Below are 24,299 nucleotides of genomic sequence, written 5' to 3'. Positions count from 1 at the left end.
GCCCGCCGGCTCCATGAGGAGTGCGCACGCGCCGGCCTGTCGAGTGGTCCGCCCGCTCGCGCGGCGCGAAACGCGCGAACTCAGGCTGCTTCGAGCAGCGGCGTCAGACCGCCCGCGCGATCGAGCGCGGAAAGATCATCATAGCCGCCGACATGCGTCTCGCCGATGAACACCTGCGGCACCGTGCGACGACCGGTCCGGGTCATCATCTCCTCACGACGGGCGGGGTCTTTGTCGATCAGTACTTTCTCAACGTGCTCGACGCCGCGCGACTTTAAAAGACGTTCGGCCATCTGGCAATACGGGCACACCTGGGTGCTGTACATGATCACTTTGTTCACTTGGCTGCTCCTTGTTTCACGATCGGCATACCGGCTTTCTGCCAGGCGTCGACGCCGCCCTCGAGAACATGGACTTCCGCGTATCCCGCTTCCTGCACGATACGCGCGGCCTTGTTCGACTGCTGGCCGGTCTGACACACCAGCAGCACCGGGTTGCTCTTGTTCTTCGGGAGTTGCGCAGCCTTCGCCTGCAGCTCCGCGAAGTCGAAATGCCGCGCCGAGGGCAGGTGCCCCTTGGCGTAATCGGCGGACGGCCGCAGGTCGATGACCGCCGCGTTGCGCCGGTTGATCAGTTGGGTGGCTTCAGCGGCCGACAGGCCGCCGCGTCCACGCCGGGTGATGGTCGGCCACAGCAGCAACCCGCCGGAGATAAGGACGATTGCGATCAGGACAAGGTTTGTGTATTCGGTGAAAAACTTCACGGAGGATCCGCCGGAAAGAGAGAAATCGAAAAGGCTAACCCGACCATTATAAAATAACCGTCTGACGCGATGGCGACGCGCCGCTAGAGGCGCCGCACAGCGCGAGACCGCTTCCTCACTACCGACCGGCAATTCTCATGTACAAACTCGTTCTCATCCGCCACGGCGAATCGACGTGGAACAAGGAAAACCGCTTCACCGGCTGGGTCGACGTCGACCTCACCGAGCAGGGCAACCTCGAGGCCCAGCAGGCGGGCGTGTTGCTGAAGGAAGCGGGCTACACGTTCGACATCGCCTATACGTCGGTGCTCAAGCGCGCGATCCGCACGCTGTGGCACGTGCAGGACCAGATGGATCTGATGTACCTGCCCGTCGTGCATTCGTGGCGCCTGAACGAACGCCACTACGGCGCGCTGTCGGGTCTGAACAAGGCCGAAACCGCCGCGAAGTTCGGCGACGAGCAGGTGCTCGTCTGGCGCCGCAGCTACGACACGCCGCCGCCCGCGCTCGAGCCGACCGACGAGCGCGCGCCCTATGCCGATCCGCGCTACGCCAAGGTGCCGCGCGAGCAGTTGCCGCTGACCGAGTGCCTGAAAGACACCGTCGCGCGCGTGCTGCCGCTGTGGAACGAGTCGATCGCACCGGCCATCAAGTCGGGCCGCAGCATCCTGATCGCCGCGCACGGCAACTCGATCCGCGCGCTGGTCAAATACCTCGACGACATCTCGGACAGCGACATCGTCGGCCTCAACATTCCGAACGGCGTGCCGCTCGTCTATGAACTCGACGACAACCTGAAGCCGATCAAGCACTACTATCTCGGCGACCAGGACGCGATCGCCAAGGCGCAAGCCGCGGTCGCGAGCCAAGGCAAGGCGGGCTGATCAACGTTACCGGCCGCAGTCCCGCGCCATGAAAAGGCACGAAGCCGCAGGGAAACGACCGAGCCGGCAAGAAATACTGTATTGCGCCCGGTGGGCGTGGCCGGGGCCACTGAGGGGGTCGTCCTAGCGGCGATCGCATCCGCTGGCCTGCGCGGCAGGCCTCGGTTCCCACCCGCCGAGTGTCATGTAGTACGGCTCGCCATCCGCGGGCCGGATCGCAAGAACCAGGGCGTTCCCGTACTGTCGAAGCACGATTGCCTCCACCACGCCCTGAGCAGGCGGGTGTGCAGTTATACTTGTCCGTCCAATCTTTATCGACGCTGCCACGCGCTCCCGACCGCAACAGACTCTATGCGAAAGAACCTGAAAAATATCGGCCTGATTGCCGCGGGCCTTGCTACCGGTGTCTTTGCCACCCTGCAATACTCCGCCTCGGCCCAGCAACCCGCTAGCGCCGCGGTCGCCCCGCTGCCGCTAGACCAGCTCAGGCTCTTCGCCGAAGTGTTCGGGCAGATCAAGCACGAATACGTCGAACCGGTCGACGACAAGAAGCTCCTCACCGCCGCGATCAAGGGCATGGTGTCGAGCCTCGACCCGCACTCGTCGTATCTCGACAAGACCGACTACCAGGAGCTGCAGGAGCAGACCAAGGGCCGCTTCGCGGGCCTCGGCATCGAAATTTCGTCGGAAGACGGCCTGATCAAGGTGATTTCGCCAATCGAAGACACGCCCGCGTTCCGCGCCGGCATCCGTCCGGGCGACCTGATCACGCGCATCAACGACAAGCCCGTGCGCGGCATGACGCTCGATCAGGCGGTCAAGCAAATGCGCGGCGAACCGGGCACCAAGGTCACGCTGACCATCTTCCGCAAGACCGACGACCGCACGTTCCCGCTCACCGTCACGCGCGCGATCATCAAGGTCCAGTCGGTGAAGGGCAAGATCGTTGCGCCGGGCTTCGCGTACGTGCGCATCACCAGCTTCCAGGAACGCACCACGCCTGACCTCGCGGCCAAGCTGCAAGATCTCGCGCGCCAGGAGCCGAACCTGAAGGGCCTCATCCTCGACCTGCGCAACAACGGCGGCGGCCTGCTGCAAAGTGCGGTCGGCGTCGCGGGCGCGTTCCTGCCGCCGAATTCCGTGGTGGTGTCGACCAACGGTCAGATTCCGGATTCGAAGCAGATCTATCGCGACACCTACGATAACTACCGTCTGCAATCGTTCGACAGCGACCCGCTCAAGGACGTCCCGGCCATCTTCAAGACCGTGCCGATGATCGTGCTGACCAACGCGTATTCCGCGTCGGCGTCGGAAATCGTCGCGGGCGCGCTGCAGGATCAGCACCGCGCGCTGATCCTCGGTAAAACCACGTTCGGCAAGGGTTCGGTGCAAACCGTGCGACCCATGACGGCCGACACCGCGCTGCGCCTGACCACCGCGTATTACTACACGCCGAGCGGCCGCTCGATCCAAAACAAGGGCATCCGCCCCGACCTTCCTGTCGATCAATACGCGGACGGCGATCCGGACGACGCGCTCGTGACCCGCGAAGTCGACTACTCGAATCACCTTGCGAACACGCAGGACCCGAACGAGAAGAAGGAAGCGGAGCAGCGCGAGCAGGAGCGCATGGAGCAGTTGCGTCAGCTCGAAGAGCAGAACGACAAGAAGACGCCGGAACAGCGCCAGAAGGAACGCGAGCGCAAGCCGGTCGAGTTCGGTTCGGCTGACGACTTCATGCTGCAACAGGCGGTCGACAAGCTCCAGGGCAAGCCGGTTCAGGAATCGAAGTCGCTGATGGAGCGGCGTCTCGCGCAGAACAAGCCGGCTACGTCGGCCTCCGCGCCGGTCGCGGTCAAGCCGACGCAACCGGTGCCGGGCGCATCAGGACCGGCGCCGGCTTCGGCACCGGCTCCCGCCGGCAAGTAAGCGCGAAAACAAGCTGAAACAATAAGCAGCGAACCCGCACGTGTCTTCGCAGCACCATAGTCTGCGAAGACACGTCGCAAGAATCACCGCAAAAGCCGCCGCCTGGCCGGCGGCGCCTCACGGCAAGCCGCAACAGCCAACCTCCCCGCGCGATTAAAATAACAGCCACGAATGCGCGCCGCGGACCCTCGGTCTGCCTCCCCTCGCGCGACCTAGCGACACACTCACGCGCTCCGCCATGAATGACGATCAACTTCTGCGCTACTCCCGCCATATCCTCGTCGACGAGATCGGCATCGAAGCGCAGCAGCGTTTTATCGACGCCCACGCGATCATCGTCGGTGCGGGCGGGCTCGGTTCGCCGGCCGCGCTGTACCTCGCGGCGGCGGGCGTCGGCCGTCTGACGCTCGTCGATGCCGATACTGTCGATCTGACCAATCTGCAGCGGCAGATCCTGCACGTGAGCGCGTCGGTTGGACGCAGAAAGGTCGAGTCCGGGCGCGAGATGCTGGCGCGGATCAATCCCGAGGTCGTCGTCAACGCGGTGGCCGAGCGCGTCGACGATGGCTGGCTCGATCGCGAGGTGCCGCACGCCAATGTCGTGCTCGATTGCACCGACAACTTCGCGACGCGTCACGCGATCAATCGCGCGTGCGTCAAGCATCGGGTGCCGCTCGTGTCGGGCGCGGCGCTGCGCTTCGACGGGCAGATCAGCACCTTCGATTTTCGCAACGAAGCGTCCCCGTGCTACGCGTGCGTGTTTCCCGAAGATCAGCCGTTCGAGGAAGTTGCATGCTCGACAATGGGCGTGTTCGCGCCGACGGTCGGCATCATCGGTTCGATGCAGGCCGCCGAAGCGCTGAAGGTGATCGGCGCAATCGGCACGCCGCTCGTGGGGCGCCTGACGATGCTCGATTCGCTGCGCATGGAATGGAACACGATGCGCATCGCACGTCAGCCGGATTGCCCGGTGTGCGGCCACGAGCACGGGTCCTGAGTCGGTTCCCTGCTGCCCGTCCGATTGACGCTGAAAATCGAAAAACGCCGCACATGTGCGGCGTTTTTCGTCCAACGAGCGCGACGAAGCGCCCCGAGATTCAAACCAGCGCGACCCGCTTGAGCGCCGCCTGCACCTCTTCCGGCTCGAACGAAGCCAGCACGTCGGCCACCGGCTTCTCCAGCGTCTTCAGATGCGAGCGCAGGACCTCCTGCTTGACCTCGAGCAGCTGGCTCGGATGCATCGAAAACTCGGTGAGGCCCATGCCGAGCAACAGACGCGTCAACGCCGGGTCGCCCGCCATCTCACCGCACACCGAGACGGGCACGCCCGCGCGCTTCGCCTCGCGCAGCGTGAACGCGATCAGATGCAGCACGGCCGGATGCAGCGGATCGTACAAATACGCGACCGCGTTGTCCGCGCGATCGATCGCGAGCGTGTACTGAATCAGATCGTTGGTGCCGATCGACAGAAAATCGAGCCGCTTCAGAAACAGCGGCAACGCGATCGCGGCGGCCGGAATCTCGATCATCGCACCGACCTGCACGTTCGGATCGTACGCGATACCGGCGTCGTCGAGTTGACGCTTGGCTTCACGGATCAGATCGAGCGTCTGGTCGATTTCCTGCGCGTGCGCGAGCATCGGGATCAGGATCTTCACCTTCCCGAACGCCGACGCGCGCAGGATAGCGCGCAGCTGCGTGAGGAACATCTGCGGCTCGGACAGGCTCCAGCGAATCGCGCGCAAACCGAGGGCCGGATTCGCCGTCGTCTCATAGCCGTCGCCGCCCATCGAATCGAGCGGCTTGTCGGCGCCGACGTCGATCGTGCGGATCGTGACCGGCAGGCCGTTCATCAGCTCGACCGCGCGACGATACGCGCTGAACTGCGCCTCCTCTTCGGGCATCCGGTGCTTGTGATTCATGAACAGGAACTCGGTGCGGAACAGACCCACGCCGGTTGCGCCCGATTCGAGCGCCGCGCGCGCGTCGTCCGGCAACTCGATGTTCGCGCACAGTTCGATGCGCGTGCCGCACAGTGTTTGCGTCGGTGAGAACTTGAGCCGTTGCAGTTTGCGCTGCTCGAGCGCCTTCTCGCTTTGCCGGTACGAGTACTCCTCGAGCACGATCGGCGCAGGATCGACGATCACGATGCCGTGGTCGCCATCGACGATGATCAGATCGTCCTGGCGGATCAGCGCGCTCGCATGCTGCACGCCGACCGCGGCCGGAATGCCGAGGCTGCGCGCGACGATCGCGGTATGCGACGTGCGCCCGCCCAGATCGGTGACGAAGCCCTGGAACGTCTGTGTCTTGAACTGCATCATGTCGGCCGGCGCGATGTCGTGCGCGACCACGATCATCTCGTCGCATGCGCCATGCACGTTGCCGACGATGCCCGGCGCGCCCGCGAGCGCCTTCAACACGCGCTCGACGACCTGCTCGATGTCAGCCTTGCGCTCGCGCAGGTATTCGTCTTCGATCGTGTCGAAATGGCGCGACAGTCTGTCGAGCTGTTCGGTCAGCGCCCATTCGACGTTGTAGCGGCGCGTGCGGATCAGGTCGATGGTTTCCTGAACGAGCATGGCGTCGTTCAGGATCATCGTGTGAACGTCGATGAACGCGCCCACTTCGCTAGGAACATCCGCGGCGAGATCGGAGCGCAATGCGTTGAGTTCTTCATGCACGCGTTGCTGAGCCGCGCGAAAACGCTCGACCTCCCCTTCGATCTGGGCAGGTTCGATCAGATAGTGGTCTACGTCGAGTGCTGCCGGGGCGATCAGATAGGCCCGCCCGATGGCGATACCGCGTGACACGGGAATTCCATGCAGCGCGAATGACACGCGCACCTCCTCTAGTTGTGTGATGCCGCGGCAAACCGCTGCAATGCTCTCAGACCGTACCGGGCATTATAAATTCAGCGCCTTGTCGAAGCATGGCTGTGGTGTGTGCAGCGCAGCACGATTGAAAACGCATGTCGCCTTACGGACTCTTCCCCATGGCTTTCGCGCCGCTTCTATACCTCCGTTTGATGTCGATTAACAGCACGCCTCCCCAGATCCTCAGATATCGGCGACGAAAAAAAACCGCGGATCGCGCCGCGGCATTTTCGGGTTTCTGGATGGCAAAACGCGGCGGGCTTATTGACCTTCGCCGAATTTATCGGCGATCAGCTTCAAGAGGGCGTCCATCGCTTCCTTTTCGTCGGCGCCTTCGGTTTCGATCAGCACGGTACTGCCGATGCCCGCGGCCAGCATCATCACGCCCATGATGCTCTTCGCGTTGATGCGACGGCCATTGCGGCTCATCCAGATTTCCGCCTGGTAATTGCCCGCGAGTTGCGTCAACTTGGCCGACGCGCGCGCGTGCAGCCCCAGCTTGTTCACGATAGTCGTTTCCTGTTGCAGCATGTGATGGTCCGAAGCGCGGGTGAATGAAAGGGTAAAAGGTGACACTGCGAAAACGGCGGCGATGCGATTCGAGCCAGTGCGAAGCCGCCTGAATCTGTCGAAGCTTGCCTGCAAACCGGTTCGATTTACAGGCCGGGCGCGTCGGTCTTTTGCGTCAGATCGGCATCGGCCGGCAACGCGGGCACACAGTCGGCGGGCGCCGCGTCGGGCGGCAGCGCCGGCAGGCAAGCGGCCGCGCAGGCCGGCTGCGTGACCGGCTCCGCTGTAGCCGGTCCGATCGCGTGCACGCCCTTGGTCGCACCGGCGAGCGCCTTGTCGACCAGCGTGTCGAGCGGCGTCGCGCGATAGCAGACCGCGCGCACCAGCATCGGCAGATTGACGCCGCACAGCACGCGCACGTCCGGCACATTGGCAAGCCGGCCCGCGATGTTGGCCGGGGTCGCGCCGAACATATCGGTCAGCACCAGCGCGCCGTTCTCTTCCTTTAGCCGTGCGATTTCCGAATTCGCAAGCGCGACGACCTGCGCGGGATTGCAATCCGGCGACACGTCGATCACGCCGATACGCGCCGGCAAACCGCCATAAATGTGGGAAATGCAATCGCGCAACGCGGTGGCGAATGGAGCGTGCGCAATGATCAGAATGCCTGCCATATCAGCCTTACAGCGAAAGAACGGCCCCAAACCGTGGACCGGGACTCAAGCCCGGTTCGCCCTCACCCCGGACCGGCCGTGGGTCGCGAGAGCAAGAATGCATCGTTGGGCGAGCGGGCATTGTAGCAGCCTCATTTTCGTGCCAATTCCGACGACGCGCCTGACGCGGATCTACTACAGAGATTGGGGTCGCGGCCGGCCAATCAAGGCCGCTGCGCCGGCGTGGCACACGAGCGCCACGCGTCAGCCGACCGCGCGCTCCAGCGCGTCGACGAACATTGCGGCGACGTCGAAACCGGTCTGGTCCATGATCTCGCGGAAGCACGTCGGGCTCGTCACGTTCACCTCGGTGAGCCAGTCGCCGATCGCGTCGAGCCCAACCAGCAGCAAGCCGCGCGCCGCCAATACCGGCGCGAGGGTATCGGCGATCTTGCGATCGTGCTCGCTGAGCGACCGCGCCACGCCCAGTCCGCCGGCCGCCAGATTGCCGCGCACCTCATTACCCTGAGGAATGCGTGCGAGCGAGTACGGCACCGCTTCGCCGCCGATCAACAGGATGCGCTTGTCACCGTCCTTGATCTCGGGGATGAATTTCTGCGCCATCACCGTACGCGCGCCGTCGTGGCTCAGCATTTCGATGATCGAGCCGAGGTTCATGCCGGCCGCCTTCACGCGGAACACGCCCATGCCGCCCATGCCGTCGAGCGGCTTCAAGATCACATCGCCGTGCCGTTCGTGAAACGCGCGCAAGCGGGCCGGGTCGCGCGTGACCAGTGTCGGCGCGACGAATTGCGCAAATTCGCCGATCGCGAGCTTCTCCGAATGATCGCGAATCGCCTGCGGCTTGTTGAAGATGCGCGCGCCGCCACGCTCGGCCAACTCGAGCAACCACGTCGACGTCACGTATTCCATGTCGAACGGCGGGTCCTTGCGCATCACGACCGCGCCGAAGCTCGCCAGCGCGCGCGGCGCGGCGGCATCAGCGGCGAACCACACGTCACGATGCAGATCGGTGCTATCGCCGGTGATCGCGATGCGTTGCACGTTCGCCTCGACATCGCCGCCCGTCCACGCCAGATGCTTCGGCTCGCAGGTGTACACCGTGTGACCGCGGCGCGCCGCTTCGGCCATCATCGCGTAGGTCGTGTCTTTATAGATCTTGAAATGGCTGAGCGGATCGGCGATGAAAAGAATGTCCATGGAGGTTCCGGTGCGCCTGACAGGCGTGACAGTGTTCGTCAATATAGTCTTTGAAGACGGCGATGGCGGCACGCGTGCCGCCATCTTGCCGCGAGGGTTGGCTTAGACCTGGATCGCTTCGGGATCGGTCTTTTCGAGTTCGACCGATGCGGCGAGCAAGCCCAGCCGCGCGACGACGCCATACATATAGAAGCGGTTCGGCGGCGCCGCGCCAGGCTTCGCGTGCGCATCGGGCAGCGCCGTATGTTCGAAGCCGAGCGGCACGAAGTGCATGCCCGGCGCGTTCAGGTTCTGATCGCGCTCGCGGCTGCCGTGCACGCGATAGAAGCCGCCCACCACATACCGGTCGATCATGTAGACGACCGGCTCCGCAACTTCCTCGCCGATGCGCTCGAACGTGTACACGCCTTCCTGCACGATCACGTCGTGCACTTCCAGGCCGTCTTTGGTCGCCGCCATGCGCGTGCGTTCGCGCTTGGTGAGCGCGGCGACTTCCGACGCGTCGTGCACCGTCATCACGCCCATGCCGTAGGTGCCCGCATCGGACTTGATCACGACATACGGCTTTTCGGAGATGCCGTACTCGCGATACTTGCGCGCGATCTTCTTCAGCACGCCGTCGATCGCATCGGCAAGCGCTTCCTCGCCGGTGCGCTGCTGGAAGTCGACGCCCTCGACGTGCGCGAAGTACGGGTTGATCATCCACGGATCGATCTCGACCATCTTCGCGAACTTCTTCGCGACATCGTCATAACACGAGAAATGCGTCGACTTGCGACGCACCGCCCAGCCGGCATGCAGCGGCGGCAGCAGGTATTGCTCGTGCAGATTTTCAAGCACGGGCGGAATGCCGCCGGACAGATCGTTGTTCAGCAGGATCGAGCACGGGTCGAAGTTCTTCAGCCCAAGGCGCCGCTGCGAGCGCTCGAGCGGTTCGAGCACGAGCTTCTGCCCGTCGGACAGCGCGATCGTGACCGGACCGTTGATGGTTTCGTCGAGCGTGCCGAAGCGTACGTTCAGACCCGCCTGGCGCATGATCGACGCGAGCCGGGCGACGTTTTCGAGGTAGAACGCGTTGCGCGTGTGGCGCTCCGGAATCACCAGCAGATTCTTCGCGTCCGGGCAGATCTTTTCGATCGAGGCCATCGCGGCCTGCACCGCTAGCGGCAGCACTTCCTGCGGCAGATTATTGAATGCGCCGGGAAACAGATTGGTGTCGACCGGCGCGAGCTTGAAGCCCGCGTTACGCAAATCGACGGAACAGTAGAACGGCGGCGTGTGCTCCTGCCATTCGAGCCGGAACCAGCGTTCGATAGCGGGCGTGGCGTCGAGGATCTTCCGCTCGAGGTCGAGCAGCGGGCCGTTTAACGCCGTAACTAGGTGCGGAACCATTGATCACTCGCAGACTGGAGAAAAAAGATTGTAGAGCAAATGCTTTGTCCATTTGGGGACGGTTTCTCCATTCGCAAGCAGACTCGAATGCATTCTCCCTATCTCGATGATAGGCGCGGAAAATTACCGTTCGCAACCCATTCAGCAAGAAAAAAGCCCGCCATGAAGGCGGGCCAAAATCGCTGCGCTTGCCAACCATTTTCGTGATCCGGCGAGCCCGCAGCGCGAGCCCGCGAAGCCTTGGCTGGTTTTCCGTTATTCGACGTGCTCGCCGTGCAGGCTCACGTCGAGGCCTTCGCGCTCCTGCTCTTCGGTCACGCGGATGCCCATCACCATGTCGATGATCTTCAGCAGCACGAAGCTCACCACGCCGCTGTAGGCCAGCGTCGTCAGCACGCCCTTGGCCTGCAGGATCACGCTACCGTCCGCGCCACCGATGTCCTTGACCGCGAACACGCCAGTGAGCAGCGCGCCTACGATCCCGCCCACGCAGTGCACGCCGAACGCGTCGAGCGAATCGTCGTAACCGAATTTGTGCTTGAGCCACGTGGCCGACCAGAAGCAGACCACACCCGCGACGATACCGATCACGAGCGCACCGAGCGTGCCGACGAAGCCCGACGCCGGCGTCACCGCCACCAGCCCCGCGACCGCGCCCGATACGATACCCAGCACCGACGGCTTACCCTTGGCCGCCCATTCGGCGAACATCCACGCGAGCGCCGCCGCGGCGGTCGCCACTTGCGTGGCAAACATCGCGAAGCCCGCACGGCCGTCCGCTGCGACGGCCGAGCCCGCGTTGAAGCCGAACCAGCCGACCCACAGCATCGCGCCACCGATCAGCGTGAGCGTCAGGTTGTGCGGCGCCATGGCTTCCTTCCCGTAACCGATGCGCTTGCCGAGCACCAGACAGCAGACCAGACCCGCGATACCCGCGTTGATGTGCACCACCGTGCCGCCCGCGAAGTCGAGGATGCCCGCGCTAGCCAGCCAGCCGGTCGGTTCCCACACCATGTGCGCGATCGGCGAGTAGACGATGATCGACCACAGCGTCATGAACACCAGCATTGCCGAGAACTTCATGCGGTCCGCGAACGCACCGGTGATCAGCGCCGGCGTGATGATCGCGAAGGTCATCTGATAGACGAAGTAGACCGTCTCGGGGATCGTCGGCGCGAGGTGGCTGACGGTCAGCGTCGTGGCCTTGTCGCCCTTGATGTAGTTCATGCCCGCCATGAACACGCGCGAGAAGCCGCCGATGAACGGGCCGCCCGGCGTGAATGCGAGGCTGTAGCCGATCACGGTCCAGACGATCGTCACGACGCAGGTGATCGCGAAGCTCTGCATCAGCGTCGCGAGCACGTTCTTCTTGCGGACCATGCCGCCGTAGAACAGCGCGAGGCCCGGGATCGTCATGAACAGCACGAGCGCGGTCGAGGTCAGCATCCACGCGGTGTCGCCGGAGTTGATCTTCGATGAATCGACCGAGAACGGCGCAGTTGGCGCAGCCGGCGCGGCGGCCGATGCGTCGCTGGCGGCCGCGGCGCTCGCGGCCGGCGCCGGGGCAGCGGCTGCAGCCGAGGCGTCCGGTGCCGGCGCGCTCGCCGTCGTATCGGGGGCGGAAGCGGCTGCGGGAGCGGACGCATCGTCCGCGAGGGCGGTGCCGACACCGCCCGCAAGCAGCGAGCCGGCCATCAGCAGGGACATCATGAGTTTGCGCATCTTGGTTTTCCTCTTGTCGCTATCCGTATCTTTATGCTCTGGTCTTTTACAGTGCGTCCGCGCCGGTCTCGCCGGTGCGAATCCGAACCACTTGTTCGATCGGCGTGACGAAGATCTTGCCGTCGCCGATCTTGCCGGTGCGCGCGGCGCGCTCGAGCGCCTCGATCGCCTGGTCGACGATGTCGTCCGACACCGCCGCTTCGATCTTCACCTTCGGCAGAAAATCGACGACGTATTCGGCGCCCCGATACAGCTCGGTGTGACCCTTCTGCCGCCCGAAGCCTTTGACTTCCGTCACCGTGATGCCCGACACGCCTATGGCCGACAAGGCTTCGCGCGCTTCATCCAGCTTGAACGGCTTGATGATTGCGGTAATGAGTTTCATGAAATCCTCGCTAGTTGTTGCTGATTCGTTGCTAACTCGTTGCGTACCCGTGACCACAGTCTCCTGCGCTACCGGTCGATGCGCCCTGGCAGTGCGCGCGGGGCAGTAACAGCAACTCCTATGCCATGTTGTGTTGGACCGCGCGTCGCGCCCGTGGCGCAGCGCGCCAGGGCGGCCTTGTCCGGACGGCCAGCGGCGCGGTGGGCGGTGGCGCGGCCGGGGGATCGTTGCTAGAGTGTTCGAACGCTCTGAACGCGGCGGCGCGCACCAAAGTCGCTCACGCGGCCGCGGCAGCGAATGCGCCGCGCACCAGCATCGCCCATTCGCCGCAATGGGGCATAGACGCCACGAAACATGCACTTTTTTTGTGCAGCAAGGGGAACACGATGAAACAACCAAACGACGTTTTTAACGACTTCCAGGCTCGCGTCAGCGGTCTGTTCAAGAATTCGCCGGCCAAGGATGTTGAGCGCAACGTCAAGGCCATGCTGTCGCAGGGATTCTCGAAGCTCGATCTGGTCACGCGCGAGGAATTCGATACGCAGACTCAGGTGCTCGTGCGTACGCGCGCGCGCCTCGAAGAACTCGAGCGCCGCGTCGCCGAGCTCGAGCAGAAGCTGCCGCTTACGCAGACGCCGTAAGCGCTGCGCGCAGCCACCAAGCTGCCGCAGTGCCACACATCACCGGCAAGCGGGCCGTGACGTCATCAGGGTTATAGGGGACTGCGCGCGTCTTGAGCGCGTCGTCCGACGGGAGGAATATGTCGCTTGCCGTGGTGCGCAGCCGCGCGCCGGCCGCTGGCCGCGCGCCAGAGGTGACCGTCGAGGTTCACCTCGCCAATGGACTGCCGTCGTTTTCCATCGTCGGCCTGCCCGACCTGGAAGTGCGCGAGAGCCGCGAGCGCGTGCGCGCCGCGCTGCAGAACTGCGGTTTCGATTTCCCGGTCCGCCGCATCACCGTCAACCTGGCGCCCGCCGATCTACCGAAGGAATCCGGCCGTTTCGATTTACCGATCGCGCTCGGCATCCTCGCCGCAAGCGGGCAGATTCCGGCCAAATCGCTGCTGCATCGGGAGTTTGCTGGCGAGCTGTCGTTGACCGGCGCGCTGCGGCCGATGCGAGGCGCGTTCGCGATGGCGTGCGGCACCGCGCGCGGCGCTCTGCCGCGCGCTGGCGCCGCCGATGCCGACGCTTCGTCTGAAACGCGTTCTGCGTTGCCGGCCGGCGTCGATCAACTAGCCGGACAGACCGTCCACACCCCGCAGCTTTATCTGCCCGCCGCGAGCGCGGCGGAAGCGGCGCTCGTGCCCGGCGTCGACGTGCTCGGCGCAGCCGATTTGCCGTCGCTATGCGCGCATCTGGCAGGTTCGCCGGATGCGCGTCTGAGCCCCATCGCCGCACCTAAGCCCGGCGGGCACGCCGCCGCCACACTGCCGGACATGGCCGATGTGATCGGCCAGCGCGCCGCCCGGCGCGCACTCGAAGTCGCTGCGGCCGGCGGCCACCACGTGTTGCTGATCGGGCCACCCGGCGCCGGCAAGTCGATGCTCGCGGCACGCCTTCCAGGCCTGCTGCCACCCATGACCGACGACGAAGCGCTCGCCTCCGCGGCGTTGCTGTCGGCGAGCCGGATCGGCTTCAAGCCGTCGCAGTGGCGGCAGCGGCCGTTTCGCGCGCCGCATCATTCGTCGAGCGCGGCGGCGCTGGTCGGCGGACGCAATCCGCCTCAGCCAGGCGAGATCACGCTCGCGCATCTGGGCGTGCTCTTTCTGGATGAGCTCCCCGAATTCGATCGCGTGGTGCTCGAAACGCTGCGCGAGCCGCTCGAAGCCGGCCGCATCACGATTTCGCGCGCCGCCTGGCAGGCGGATTTCCCCGCCGCCTGCCAACTGATCGCCGCAATGAACCCGTGCCCGTGCGGCTGGCGCGGCGATCCGGGCGGGCGCTGCCGCTGCACACCGGAAGTCGCCGCGCGCTATCTGCGTAAATTGTCGGGACCGCTGCTCGACCGCATCGACATCCAGCTCGAGATTCCGGCGCTGACCGCCACCGAACTCGCGGCCCGCACCGTCACCGCTGGCGAAGCGAGCGCGGCGATCGCACAGCGCGTGAGCGCTGCGCGCGAGCGGCAACTCGCCCGGCAAGGCAAGACCAACCGCGAGTTGGACGGACGGGAGGTCGACGACGTGTGCCGCCCGGACGCATCGGGCGAAGCGCTGCTGCGCGAAGCCGGCGAGCGCTTCGGCTGGTCGGCGCGCGCGTACTACCGGGTGTTGAAGGTCGCGCGCACCGTCGCGGACTTGGCTGGCGCGGCGATGCCAAGCGCCGCGCAAGTCGCCGAGGCGATTCAATACCGCCGCGCTTTTGGCTCGTTATGAGGAGAAAAATCTACTGTCAAGACTTGACTTATTCACACGTCCACGATCCTGATAGATTTTGATACAACTAACAGGCGGATAAATGCGCATCGTTGTAACGCCTTGATTTTATTGCATTTTAAAAAACGTCGCGCGCCCCCGAAATTTGACGGAAGGCCCGCCCGATGGGCTTTCGCGGCCATTGAGGCCGAGTTCTCAACAGAGTTATCCACAGGTTGCGCAAGCACGTCCAAAAGCTCAACGAAAACCGGTAATTAGCGCGCAAACCTGCGAAGGAACTTTCACTGCGCTCAACACTCTCGGGCGTGCCGGATCGGCCAAAAATACCACGTTCAGTACAGCTGGAAAGACGAGAAAAATTGATCGACCTGGTCTTGCGGCAGCGGTTGATCGGCGATGATCGCCGCCTGGTACACATGCCGGCCGCGCGCGACGAGCCGCGCATACACGATGCGGGTCTCGTGTTTGGCGCCGGCGGCGCCGCTCACCGTCATCTCCAGGCCGAGTGTCTTGCCGCCCGCGGCCAGCGGAACCTGCACGGCATGAGCATCGGGCGTCGCCCCGACGTTGCGTGCCAATCCGGCGCGCAGGAAAGCAAGCGCGGCGCGCTGCGTCGCATCGCTGTCGTCGGGCAGCATCACGGTGCCGACCGCGAATACCGCATTGCCGGCTTCGGCCGTCTGCATCGCCATCTGCATCGGTGTACCGCCGATCTGCACCGCGCGCTGGTCGTTGCCCGGCTTGGCAGGGAAGTCGACCGTGTAGCCCTTGTCGTTGTTCATCACGGTGCGCCAGTCGAAGGTCGGCGAGCAAGCGCTGATCGCGACGCCGACAGTCAGCGCCGCCGCCGCTGCGCCGATCCTGGTTCGGACACGACCGGGTCGCATCAAGGCAGGAGAAACAAGGCTCGCCAGATGAAAGACGCCCGCGTGGCGGGCGCACCATCGGCTGATCAACGGAAGACGCCACGACACGCGGGCAACTAAACAGCGGACGCGAAGAACGGTTCGGAGCATGGGACGGAAGATTGGGCTTGCGAAGCGTAAAGCGCCATTATCCGCTGATCGACTGGCGGCCCGGCGTGCAGCGCGGCGCCGTCGCGCCATTCCGGCGCAATCGCCGCCTTGGAGCTACAATGGCAAAGCTGTTCAGCAATGGCCCGAGCGCCAACACACCGACCCATTGTTCCGCGCCGCGCGCGACTCACGAGGTTCCGTTCATGAGCTCCAATTCAACGACCGCCACCCGGCGCACGAACCCGCTTCGCTATCTGATTGCGGTGGCCGTGGCCATTGCGCTCGCCATTGCCGGTTATTTCGCGTTTGCCGGCCAGCAGCGCGTGCCTGACGCAACCTTCACCTTGCTGTCGGGGCAGAAGCTCACGACCGCGGACCTGAAAGGCAAGGTTTATCTCGTCAACTTCTGGGCGACGAACTGCGACACTTGTATGAAGGAAATGCCGCAGATGGTCGAGACCTATAACCGCTTCAAGGGCCAGGGCCTCGAATTCGTCGCGGTGGCGATGAACTACGATGCGCCGATGTACGTGACCAACTACACGCAAACGCGTCAGTTGCCGTTCAAGGTCGCCATGGACGACGGCTCGGCCGCCAAGCAGTTCGGCAACGTGCAGCTTACGCCAACCACCTTCGTCGTCGATAAAGACGGCAGGATCCTGAAGCGCTATGTCGGCGAGCCGCAGTTCGCGGAACTCGACCAGTTGCTCGCGAAAGCCCTGAAGGCTAGCTCGGCTTGAGCCGGCTCCAGCCGATCCCGTACGCGCTGGCGCAATCTCCCGCGCCGGCGCCTCCTCCTCACCGCTCCCCTTCCCCTTTGGCCGCAAGGCTATATCGCTTGATCTTCTCGTAGAGCGTCGCCTTGCCGATCTGCAGACGGTCCGCCGCTACCGCGACCACGCCGCCCGCCTGCTCCAACGCCTCGGCGATCATCGCGCGCTCAAACTGCTCGACCCGCTCCTTCAGCGGGTGAGCGGCGCCGTCATCATCGGCGAACGACAGCACCGGTTCATCGATGATGCCCAGCACGAAGCGGTCGGCGGCATTGCGCAGTTCGCGCACGTTGCCCGGCCAGTCGCGCTGCATCAGGCTCGTACGCTGGCGATCGGTGAGCATCGGCGCCGGCCGCTGATATCGAACGGCCGCGTCGAGCAGGAAATGCTCGAACAGCGGCACGATGTCCTCGCGGCGCTCGCCCAAAGGCGGCAGCGAGATCGTCACTACGTTGAGCCGGTAGAGCAGATCGCGCCGGAACGAGCCATCCGCGACGTGCTCCGCCATGTCGCCTTTGGCGGCCGCGACCACGCGGCAATTGACGCGAATCGGCTGATTCGAGCCGAGCCGTTCGAGCACGCCGTCCTGCAGCACGCGCAGCAGCTTGACCTGCAGCGCGAGCGGCATGCTCTCGATCTCGTCGAGAAACAGCGTGCCGCCCGACGCATGTTCGAGCTTACCGACCCGCCGTTTGGCCGCGCCGGTGAACGCGCCCGGTTCATAGCCGAACATCTCCGATTCGAACATCGGCTCGGGCAAAGCGCCGCAATTCACCGCGATGAACGGCTTGTCACGCCGCGGCGACAGCTCGTGCAAGCTACGCGCGATCAGCTCCTTGCCCGCGCCGGTATCGCCGTTGATCAACACCGACGCATCGGTCGGCGCCACGTTGGCGATCAGCCGCCGCACCTGCTCGATCGCCGGACTGCGGCCGATGATGCGCGGCGCGACCGCGTTCTGCCCGGCCAGCTCACGGCGCAGCGCGAGGTTTTCAAGCATCAGGCTGCGGCGCTCGAGCGCGCGCCGCACGGTTTCGATCAGGCGATCGGACGCAAACGGCTTTTCGATGAAGTCGTAGGCGCCGTCGCGCATCGCCTGCACGGCCATCGAGATATCGCCGTGGCCGGTGACCAGAATTACCGGCACGTCGGGCGCGCGCTCGTGGCACTGCGCGAGCAGATCGAGACCGCTCGCGCCGGGCAGCCGGATATCGCTGACGATCACGCCGGAAAAGTCGGCGTTGATCAGCTTCGCCGCCGCTTCGACGGACGCATGGCCGATCACGTCGAAGCCAGCCAGCTGCAGGCTCTGCACGCTCGCGCGCCGCACCAGTTCGTCGTCTTCGATGTACAGCACTTGCAGGCCGTCGTTCATTGCGTGTTCCGTGTGATGCGTCGGTGAAATCAGAAGCCCGCGATCAGCGGATCGTGCGACGGGTCGGTCTGCACGCGCGCGCGACGCAGCGTCAACACGAATAATGCACCGCCGTGCGGCGCGTTGCGCGCGACGATCGAGCCGCCGCAATCTCGCGCGATCGACGACGAAATCGCGAGGCCAAGGCCGAGCCCTTGGCCCATCTCCTTCGTCGTGAAAAACGGTTCGAAGAGGCGCGGCAGCACGTCGTCGGGGATGCCGGGTCCGTTGTCGCCCACCGCGATCGACAGGTCCGCGTCGCCGGCCTCGACCTCGACCGTGATGCGCGGCGGGTTCGCGCCGGCGGTCGCGTCGAGCGCGTTGCCAAGCAGGTTGATCAGCACCTGTTCGAGTCGCAGGTCGTCGCAATTCGCGACCAGCTCCGGATGATCGTCGGCGAGATTCAACGGCCTGCGCGCGCCGTCTGCTGCATCGGCGGCTTCAGCGTCGGCGTCGGTCTCCGCATCGATCAGCACGAACTCGAGCTCGACGCCTTGCAGGCGCTTCTGTAGCAACGCGACGACGTTGCGCAGCGCCCGCACGATCGACGCACGCGCGCTGCGCGGCCGTGCGCGGCCGACGAACAGCTTCAGCTGGTTCGTGATCTTGCCCATGCGCTCGGTGAGCGCCGCGATTGCTTCGAGGTTCTCGCGCGCCGATGCCTGGTCGCCGCGTTCGAGCAGCACGCGCGTGTTGTCCGAGAAACTGCGCAGCGCGGCAAGCGGCTGGTTCAGCTCGTGCGTGATGCCGGCCGCCATCTGGCCGAGCGCGGCGAGCTTGCTCGCCTGGATCAGCTCGTCGTGTGCGGCGCGCAACTCCTGCTCGGCACGCGTGCGCTCGGCAACTTCCCTGTGCAACTGCTCGTTCGCCTCGGACAGATCGGCGGTGCGCTCGGCGACGCGCTCGTTCAGCTCGGCGTACGCCTTCTGCAGCAGCGCGCGGCTGCGCATCATTTCGCGCAAACGCGCGCGCCGCATGCGCCAGTAGAACGCGAGCAGCACCAGCGACACATAGCCGAAGCCGGTCATCACGGTCGCCTTGCGCGCGTCGGCATCGACTGGATCGACCGGCAACATCGTGATCAGATGCCAGTCCGGCTCGCCCATGCCGTGCCGCGACGCGAGGTAGCGCGGCGCGGCGCGCCCGCCGCCGACGCGCAGGATCTGCGCATTGCCTTCGAGGATGCGCTCGACCGTCACCGGCAGCGGCTCGATCGGTTGCTGCGCGTACTGGCGCGTCTGGTAGATCGAATTGGCAATCTGGCCCGGCAGCGGCCGGATCGTGTGGTACTTCCATGCCGGCACCGACGACAGGAAGATCACGCCATGATCGTCGGTGACGACGAGCGGCTCGGTCGCGTCGACGCCCAGAAACCATTCGAGATCGAGCTTGACGACCGCCACACCGACGATCTTGCCGTCGCGCCGCACGGGCTGCGAGATGTAGTAGCCGGGTGCCTGCGAAATCGTGCCGATGCCAAAGAAGCGGCCGACGCCGCCCTTCACCGCATCGACGAAATACGGCCGAAACTGATAGCCGGCGCCGACGAAGCTGCCCGGCCCGCGCCAGTTGCTGGCGGCGACGCAGTAGCCGTCGAGCGAAATGATGTAGGTGACCGTCGCGCGCGCGTGGCGGTTCAGATCCTCGAGATAGAGATTCGCGCGCTTGACGTTGGCGGGGCTCGGATCGATCAGCACGTCCTGCACGATCGGATGCTCGGCGAGCAGATAAGGCAGCGATTCGTAGCGCTCTAGCGTGCTCTTCAGCGCGCTCGCGGTGCGCTCGCCGCGCACGACGGCATTGCGCCGCAGCGTCTCGACGCCGCCTTTCCAGGCGAGGCTGTAGGTGAGCCAGCATGCCGCCACGAGCCCGGCTGCGAGCGCGAAGAGAATCAGCAGGCGGCGGGTCACGTTGGCGCGGTCCGATCGATGGGAATCAGACATTGTTGCATAGGGCGGCAAGTAGACGCCGCCATACGCGTCGGAAGAACGCGCGGACGCCGGTTTCATCAGCAGGCGTCCGCGCTGATCACGACAGGGTTGGCAAGGCGCGGCTCAGACGCCGGCCGGCTCTTTGACCACCACATCGCCGCGCAGCACCTTGTTGAGCTTGCTGCGATCGAGTTCCTTCTCCCAGGCCGACACGACGACCGTCGCGACACCGTTGCCGACGATGTTCGTCAGCGCGCGGCACTCGCTCATGAAGCGGTCGATGCCTAGGATCAGCACCATGCCCGACAGCGGAATCGTCGGCACGACGGCAAGCGTCGCCGCGAGCGTGATGAAGCCTGCGCCGGTCACGCCGCTCGCGCCCTTCGAGGTCAGCATCGTCACCGCGAGCAGCGTCAGCTGCTGGCCCCAGCTGAGGTCAGTGTTGGTCGCCTGAGCGATGAACAGCACCGCCATCGTCATGTAGATGTTGGTGCCGTCGAGGTTGAACGAGTAGCCGGTCGGCACCACGAGGCCCACCACCGAGCGCGAGCAGCCGAGATTTTCGAGCTTCAGCATCAGTTGCGGCAGCGCGGCTTCGGACGAACTCGTGCCGAGCACGATCAGCATTTCCTCCTTGATGTACGCAACGAAGCGCAGGATGTTGAAGCCCACCATCCGCGCGATCGCGCCGAGCACGACCACCACGAACACGATCGAGGTCAGATAGAACGTGCCGACCAGCTTGAGCATCGGCAGCAGCGAGCCGATGCCGTACTTGCCGATCGTGAAGGCCATCGCGCCGAACGCACCGATCGGCGCGAGCTTCGTGATGATGCGCACCATCCCGAACAGGATGTGCGAGAGCCCTTCGATGAAGTTCGTGACGGGCTTGCCCTTGTCACCGGCCGTCGCGAGCACGGCGCCGAACAGCAGCGCGATCAGCAGGATCTGCAGGATTTCGCCCTGCGCGAACGCCGACGAGAGCGTGTCCGGAATGATGTGCATGAAGAAGTCGACCGTCGACTGGCCGTGCGCCTTCGCCGCATACGACGCGACCGCGCGGCTGTCGAGCGAGGCCGGGTCGACGTTGAAGCCGGCGCCGGGCCGCAGCAGGTGCGTGGCGGCAAGGCCGAGCACCAGCGCGAACGTCGACACGATCTCAAAGTACAACAGCGCCTTGCCGCCGACGCGTCCCACCTTCTTCATGTCTTCCATGCCGGCGATGCCCGTCACGACCGTGCAGAAGATGATCGGACCGATCACCATCTTGATCAGCTTGATAAAGCCGTCGCCGAACGGCTTCATGTCGACGGCCAGGTTCGGGTAGAAATGCCCCAGTACGATGCCGATGATGATCGCCGCGATCACCTGGACGTACAGCACTTTATGGATAGGTTTCTTCACGATGATTCCTGCGAGGGAAATGAGCTGATGACTCGCCGCGAGCGCGACACGCGAACGAAACGTCGTCGCGCGGGCGCACGTTAGCGAGCCGCTGCAAAGACGACGGATTCAGAAATACCGGGAAGGGAAATCGGACATCGTTGTCTCCTTGCTTTTTTGTCGGGCCGTGGCGGCCACGCGCTTTGTTTTGCAAGGTCGATGCCAGTTCGATATCGGCCGAATAGCCTTGATTTTTATGGGTTTTCCGCCGACGCTCGGCGCCCGTCGTCCGGGTTTCCGGAAATCCGGACGACCGCTGTCGGAGAATCCGGAATCCATCGCGCGCGGGGTTGCGGGAAAACCCGCAGGGGTTTGTGCGGAGCCTGCGAGCGCGATGTCAGCTCAACAAGTCGAGCCGATCCGAGCAGATCATGTCGACACCCCATTGTTCAAGCAATCGCGCGCGCGCCGGGTCGTTCACCGTATAGGCGAGCACGCGCAGCCCGCTCGCGCGGATCTGCGCGACCAGCGGCTCACTCAGATAGCGGTGGCTCGCATGCAGCGACACGCAGTCGAGCTCGCTCACGATGCGCAGCCAGTCCGCCGGCACCTGTTCGAACAGCATCCCGCGCGGCAGCGACGGCGCGGCATCGCGCGCGGCGGCCAGCGCCTCGAACGAAAACGACGACAGCAGCGGTGGCGTCTGCCCTCTCCACAGCGCGAGCGCGCCTTGGGCGACCAGCGTGCCGGTGATGACTTCGCGGCCGGGACACGGCTTGATCTCGATGTTGGCGGCGATGCCGTCGCGCGCGCAACGCTCGGCGGCGTCGGCCAGCGTCGGCAGCCGCGTGCCGACGAACTGCGCCCCGCGCCACGCGCCGGCATCCAGAGCGGCGAGTTCCTGCCATGTGTGAGTGGCCGCCGGCCCGCGGCCGTTGGTCGTGCGATCGAGCGTGTCGTCGTGCAGCAGGAACAGCGCATTGTCGGCGGACAGCTTCGCGTCGAATTCGACCATACGATAGCCGTAGCGCACGCAGGCGTCGAAACCGGCCAACGTGTTTTCCGGTGCGAGCGTACCGCCGCAGCGATGCGCGATCAGCCGCGGATAAGGCCATGGTGCGGAGTTCCCGCGATCGATCCTAATTGCCACGTGTCGTTTCCTTGCTGATCGAGGATCGGTCCAAGTAAAAAGCCCGCATCGGCGGGCTTTTTCGTTTTTGCGCTTGCGTGAAGCGAGACGCCTGCGCGTCAGACCACGCCGGCTCCGTGCGCCTGCACGTCGGCGTGATAACTGGAACGAACCATTGCACCCACCGCGGCGTGCGTGAAACCCATCTTGTACGCCTCGTCCTCGTACATCCGGAAGGTATCCGGATGCACGTACGCGCGCACCGGCAAATGGTGCTCCGACGGCTGCAGGTACTGGCCGATCGTCAGCATGTCGACGTCGTGCTCGCGCAGATCGCGCATCACCTGCAGGATCTCCGCTTCGGTTTCGCCGAGGCCGACCATCAGGCCCGACTTGGTCGCGACGTGCGGATGCAGCGCCTTGAAGTCCTTCAGCAGCTTCAGCGAATGCGCGTAGTCCGACCCAGGACGCGCTTCCTTGTACAGACGCGGCACTGTTTCGAGGTTGTGATTCATCACGTCGGGCGGCGCGGCGTTCAGAATGCCGAGCGCGCGATCGAGGCGGCCGCGGAAGTCCGGGGTGAGGATTTCGATGCGCGTTTGCGGCGACAGCTCGCGCGTCTGACGGATACATTCGACGAAGTGCGCCGCGCCGCCGTCGCGCAGATCGTCGCGGTCGACGCTGGTAATCACGACGTACTTCAGCTTCAGCGCGGCAATGGTGCGTGCGAGGTTGGCCGGTTCGTCGGCGTCGAGCGGATCGGGACGGCCATGACCGACGTCGCAGAACGGGCAGCGGCGCGTGCACTTGTCGCCCATGATCATGAAGGTCGCGGTGCCCTTGCCGAAACATTCGCCGATGTTCGGGCAGCTCGCCTCTTCACACACCGTGTGCAGGTTGTGCTCGCGCAGGATCTGCTTGATCTCGTAGAAGCGAGAATTGCCGGTAGCCGCCTTCACGCGGATCCAGTCCGGCTTCTTCAGTTTTTCGATCGGGACGACCTTGATCGGGATGCGCGCGGTCTTGGCTTGCGCTTTCTGCTTCGCGGTGGCGTCGTAGGCGGCGGGGGTCGGCGCGCCTTCGGGCGCGGAGGTGGCTGCTGCGGAATTCGCGGTTACGTCAGTCATTCGTTCGATCCAGTCAGGCGGTGAGCGCACCGGCCTGCGGTTGGGCGACGGCCGCGGGATTGCCGTCGAGGTTTGCGGTGAGACTTGCTGCGAGGGTGCGGGCCACGTCGTCCCAGCCGGCGGCGACGCCGAGCGCCGCCATGTCGACCGTTGCGAGCCCCGCGTAGCCGCATGGATTGATCGCGAGAAACGGCCGCAGGTCCATATTCACGTTCAGACTCACGCCGTGATAGCTGCAGCCGTTGCGGATTTTCAGGCCGAGCGCGGCGATCTTGGCGCCGGCATGCGGCCCGGCGTCGAGCCCGGGCGCCACATAGATACCGGGGGCGCCCGCCTTGCGTTCTCCGGCGAGATTATACGCCGCCAAGGTGTCGATCACGGCCTGCTCGATCCGGGTGACCAGCTCACGCACCATCAGCTTGCGCCGGCGCAGGTCGAGCAGCAGATAAGCGACCACCTGCCCGGGCCCGTGATAGGTGATCTGCCCGCCGCGGTCGACCTTGACGAGAGGAATGTTGCTGTCGGCCGCGAGCAGGTGGGCCGGATCGCCGGCCTGGCCGAGCGTGAAGACGGGCGGATGTTCGACGAGCCAGATCTCGTCGGGGGTGTCGGCGGTGCGGGCGTCGGTGAACGCGCGCATCGCGTCGAAACTGGCTTCGTAAGGTTCGCGGCCGAGCCAGCGCAGCGTGGGCGGCTCGATGGCAGGCGAAGGAGACGGAGAAACCGGGGCGGCGCACATGATTTCGCGAGTTTACCGAAATCTGCAAAACCGCGCCCGGGCATCGGGAAGCTGGGCGGCGGAGCTGGCGCGCTG

General features: G+C 64.8%; 22 protein-coding genes. 6 read left to right on the top strand and 16 right to left on the bottom strand.

Features of this window, described 5'->3' with window-relative positions; genetic code table 11:
* Window positions 1-80: 80 nt before the first annotated feature.
* Both grxC and BJG93_RS01350 read right to left on the bottom strand, forming a co-directional pair.
* Window positions 81-341: a glutaredoxin 3 gene (grxC, locus tag BJG93_RS01355; RefSeq protein WP_013088272.1), complete on the bottom strand. Its 261-nt coding sequence runs from the start codon at window positions 339-341 to the stop codon at window positions 81-83.
* Window positions 338-763, bottom strand: coding sequence for a rhodanese-like domain-containing protein (locus tag BJG93_RS01350; RefSeq protein WP_027199578.1), 426 nt, complete (start codon window positions 761-763; stop codon window positions 338-340). The genes grxC and BJG93_RS01350 overlap by 4 nt, the downstream gene beginning before the upstream one ends.
* 137 nt (window positions 764-900) lie before the next feature.
* Between BJG93_RS01350 and gpmA the strand changes: the two genes are divergently transcribed.
* The 3 genes from gpmA (at window position 901) to BJG93_RS01335 (ending at window position 4,573) form a co-directional block, all read left to right on the top strand.
* Window positions 901-1,647, top strand: a complete 747-nt coding sequence (gene gpmA, locus BJG93_RS01345) for a 2,3-diphosphoglycerate-dependent phosphoglycerate mutase (protein WP_027199577.1) — start codon at window positions 901-903, stop codon at window positions 1,645-1,647.
* Between the two features lie 351 nt (window positions 1,648-1,998).
* The gene (locus BJG93_RS01340) at window positions 1,999-3,576 is read left to right on the top strand and encodes a S41 family peptidase (protein WP_027199576.1); all 1,578 of its coding nucleotides are present in this window, start codon (window positions 1,999-2,001) and stop codon (window positions 3,574-3,576) included.
* 238 nt (window positions 3,577-3,814) lie between these two features.
* On the top strand, window positions 3,815-4,573 hold the full coding sequence (locus tag BJG93_RS01335; RefSeq protein ID WP_027199575.1) for a HesA/MoeB/ThiF family protein: 759 nt from the start codon (window positions 3,815-3,817) through the stop codon (window positions 4,571-4,573).
* 100 nt (window positions 4,574-4,673) lie between these two features.
* Here BJG93_RS01335 and ptsP read toward each other — a convergent pair whose 3' ends face one another.
* The 7 genes from ptsP to BJG93_RS01300 all read right to left on the bottom strand — a co-directional run bounded on the left by ptsP (window position 4,674) and on the right by BJG93_RS01300 (window position 12,335).
* A complete protein-coding gene (gene ptsP / locus BJG93_RS01330; protein ID WP_027199574.1) occupies window positions 4,674-6,416 on the bottom strand; it encodes a phosphoenolpyruvate--protein phosphotransferase in 1,743 nt (580 codons plus the stop codon).
* Window positions 6,417-6,713: 297 nt separating this feature from the next.
* Window positions 6,714-6,983 carry an HPr family phosphocarrier protein gene (locus BJG93_RS01325; protein WP_007179472.1) on the bottom strand — a complete coding sequence of 90 codons (270 nt, stop codon included), beginning with the start codon at window positions 6,981-6,983 and terminating at the stop codon, window positions 6,714-6,716.
* A gap of 125 nt (window positions 6,984-7,108) precedes the next feature.
* Window positions 7,109-7,636 carry a PTS sugar transporter subunit IIA gene (locus tag BJG93_RS01320; protein ID WP_027199573.1) on the bottom strand — a complete coding sequence of 176 codons (528 nt, stop codon included), beginning with the start codon at window positions 7,634-7,636 and terminating at the stop codon, window positions 7,109-7,111.
* Between the two features lie 243 nt (window positions 7,637-7,879).
* Entirely contained in the window at window positions 7,880-8,836 is a 957-nt protein-coding gene (gshB, locus tag BJG93_RS01315; RefSeq protein ID WP_027199572.1) for a glutathione synthase, read from the bottom strand.
* A 102-nt stretch (window positions 8,837-8,938) separates the two neighbouring features.
* Window positions 8,939-10,228, bottom strand: coding sequence for a glutamate--cysteine ligase (gshA, locus tag BJG93_RS01310; RefSeq protein WP_018434736.1), 1,290 nt, complete (start codon window positions 10,226-10,228; stop codon window positions 8,939-8,941).
* A gap of 255 nt (window positions 10,229-10,483) precedes the next feature.
* Window positions 10,484-11,950, bottom strand: coding sequence for an ammonium transporter (locus BJG93_RS01305; RefSeq protein WP_027199571.1), 1,467 nt, complete (start codon window positions 11,948-11,950; stop codon window positions 10,484-10,486).
* A gap of 46 nt (window positions 11,951-11,996) precedes the next feature.
* Window positions 11,997-12,335, bottom strand: a complete 339-nt coding sequence (locus BJG93_RS01300; RefSeq protein WP_013088261.1) for a P-II family nitrogen regulator — start codon at window positions 12,333-12,335, stop codon at window positions 11,997-11,999.
* 386 nt (window positions 12,336-12,721) lie between these two features.
* Here BJG93_RS01300 and BJG93_RS01295 point away from each other — a divergent pair, with 386 nt between their 5' ends.
* The gene (locus tag BJG93_RS01295; protein ID WP_027199570.1) at window positions 12,722-12,976 is read left to right on the top strand and encodes an accessory factor UbiK family protein; all 255 of its coding nucleotides are present in this window, start codon (window positions 12,722-12,724) and stop codon (window positions 12,974-12,976) included.
* Window positions 12,977-13,095: 119 nt separating this feature from the next.
* Window positions 13,096-14,712 carry a YifB family Mg chelatase-like AAA ATPase gene (locus tag BJG93_RS01290; RefSeq protein WP_027199569.1) on the top strand — a complete coding sequence of 539 codons (1,617 nt, stop codon included), beginning with the start codon at window positions 13,096-13,098 and terminating at the stop codon, window positions 14,710-14,712.
* A gap of 332 nt (window positions 14,713-15,044) precedes the next feature.
* Here BJG93_RS01290 and BJG93_RS01285 read toward each other — a convergent pair whose 3' ends face one another.
* On the bottom strand, window positions 15,045-15,599 hold the full coding sequence (locus tag BJG93_RS01285) for a dehydroquinate synthase/iron-containing alcohol dehydrogenase family protein (protein WP_051374461.1): 555 nt from the start codon (window positions 15,597-15,599) through the stop codon (window positions 15,045-15,047).
* Window positions 15,600-15,931: 332 nt separating this feature from the next.
* Between BJG93_RS01285 and BJG93_RS01280 the strand changes: the two genes are divergently transcribed.
* Window positions 15,932-16,468 carry a TlpA disulfide reductase family protein gene (locus tag BJG93_RS01280; protein WP_027199567.1) on the top strand — a complete coding sequence of 179 codons (537 nt, stop codon included), beginning with the start codon at window positions 15,932-15,934 and terminating at the stop codon, window positions 16,466-16,468.
* 58 nt (window positions 16,469-16,526) lie between these two features.
* On the opposite strand, the gene BJG93_RS01275 is transcribed toward BJG93_RS01280, so the two are convergent.
* The 6 genes from BJG93_RS01275 to lipB all read right to left on the bottom strand — a co-directional run bounded on the left by BJG93_RS01275 (window position 16,527) and on the right by lipB (window position 24,224).
* Window positions 16,527-17,876 carry a sigma-54-dependent transcriptional regulator gene (locus BJG93_RS01275; RefSeq protein ID WP_027199566.1) on the bottom strand — a complete coding sequence of 450 codons (1,350 nt, stop codon included), beginning with the start codon at window positions 17,874-17,876 and terminating at the stop codon, window positions 16,527-16,529.
* Window positions 17,877-17,905: 29 nt separating this feature from the next.
* Window positions 17,906-19,924 (bottom strand): sensor histidine kinase, encoded by a 2,019-nt coding sequence (locus BJG93_RS01270; RefSeq protein ID WP_027199565.1) that lies wholly within the window; start codon window positions 19,922-19,924, stop codon window positions 17,906-17,908.
* 45 nt (window positions 19,925-19,969) lie between these two features.
* Window positions 19,970-21,250 carry a dicarboxylate/amino acid:cation symporter gene (locus BJG93_RS01265; RefSeq protein WP_027199564.1) on the bottom strand — a complete coding sequence of 427 codons (1,281 nt, stop codon included), beginning with the start codon at window positions 21,248-21,250 and terminating at the stop codon, window positions 19,970-19,972.
* 376 nt (window positions 21,251-21,626) lie between these two features.
* Window positions 21,627-22,379 carry a glycerophosphodiester phosphodiesterase gene (gene ugpQ / locus BJG93_RS01260; RefSeq protein ID WP_027199563.1) on the bottom strand — a complete coding sequence of 251 codons (753 nt, stop codon included), beginning with the start codon at window positions 22,377-22,379 and terminating at the stop codon, window positions 21,627-21,629.
* Between the two features lie 98 nt (window positions 22,380-22,477).
* A complete protein-coding gene (lipA, locus tag BJG93_RS01255) occupies window positions 22,478-23,485 on the bottom strand; it encodes a lipoyl synthase (RefSeq protein ID WP_027199562.1) in 1,008 nt (335 codons plus the stop codon).
* A gap of 13 nt (window positions 23,486-23,498) precedes the next feature.
* Window positions 23,499-24,224 (bottom strand): lipoyl(octanoyl) transferase LipB, encoded by a 726-nt coding sequence (gene lipB, locus BJG93_RS01250; protein ID WP_027199561.1) that lies wholly within the window; start codon window positions 24,222-24,224, stop codon window positions 23,499-23,501.
* Window positions 24,225-24,299 lie beyond the last annotated feature (75 nt).

It is taken from the genome of Paraburkholderia sprentiae WSM5005, assembly GCF_001865575.2.
GTDB classification, from domain to species: Bacteria; Pseudomonadota; Gammaproteobacteria; order Burkholderiales; family Burkholderiaceae; genus Paraburkholderia; species Paraburkholderia sprentiae.
Note: the sequence above shows the minus strand (reverse complement) of the source record. Positions and strands in the feature narration are given on the sequence as shown.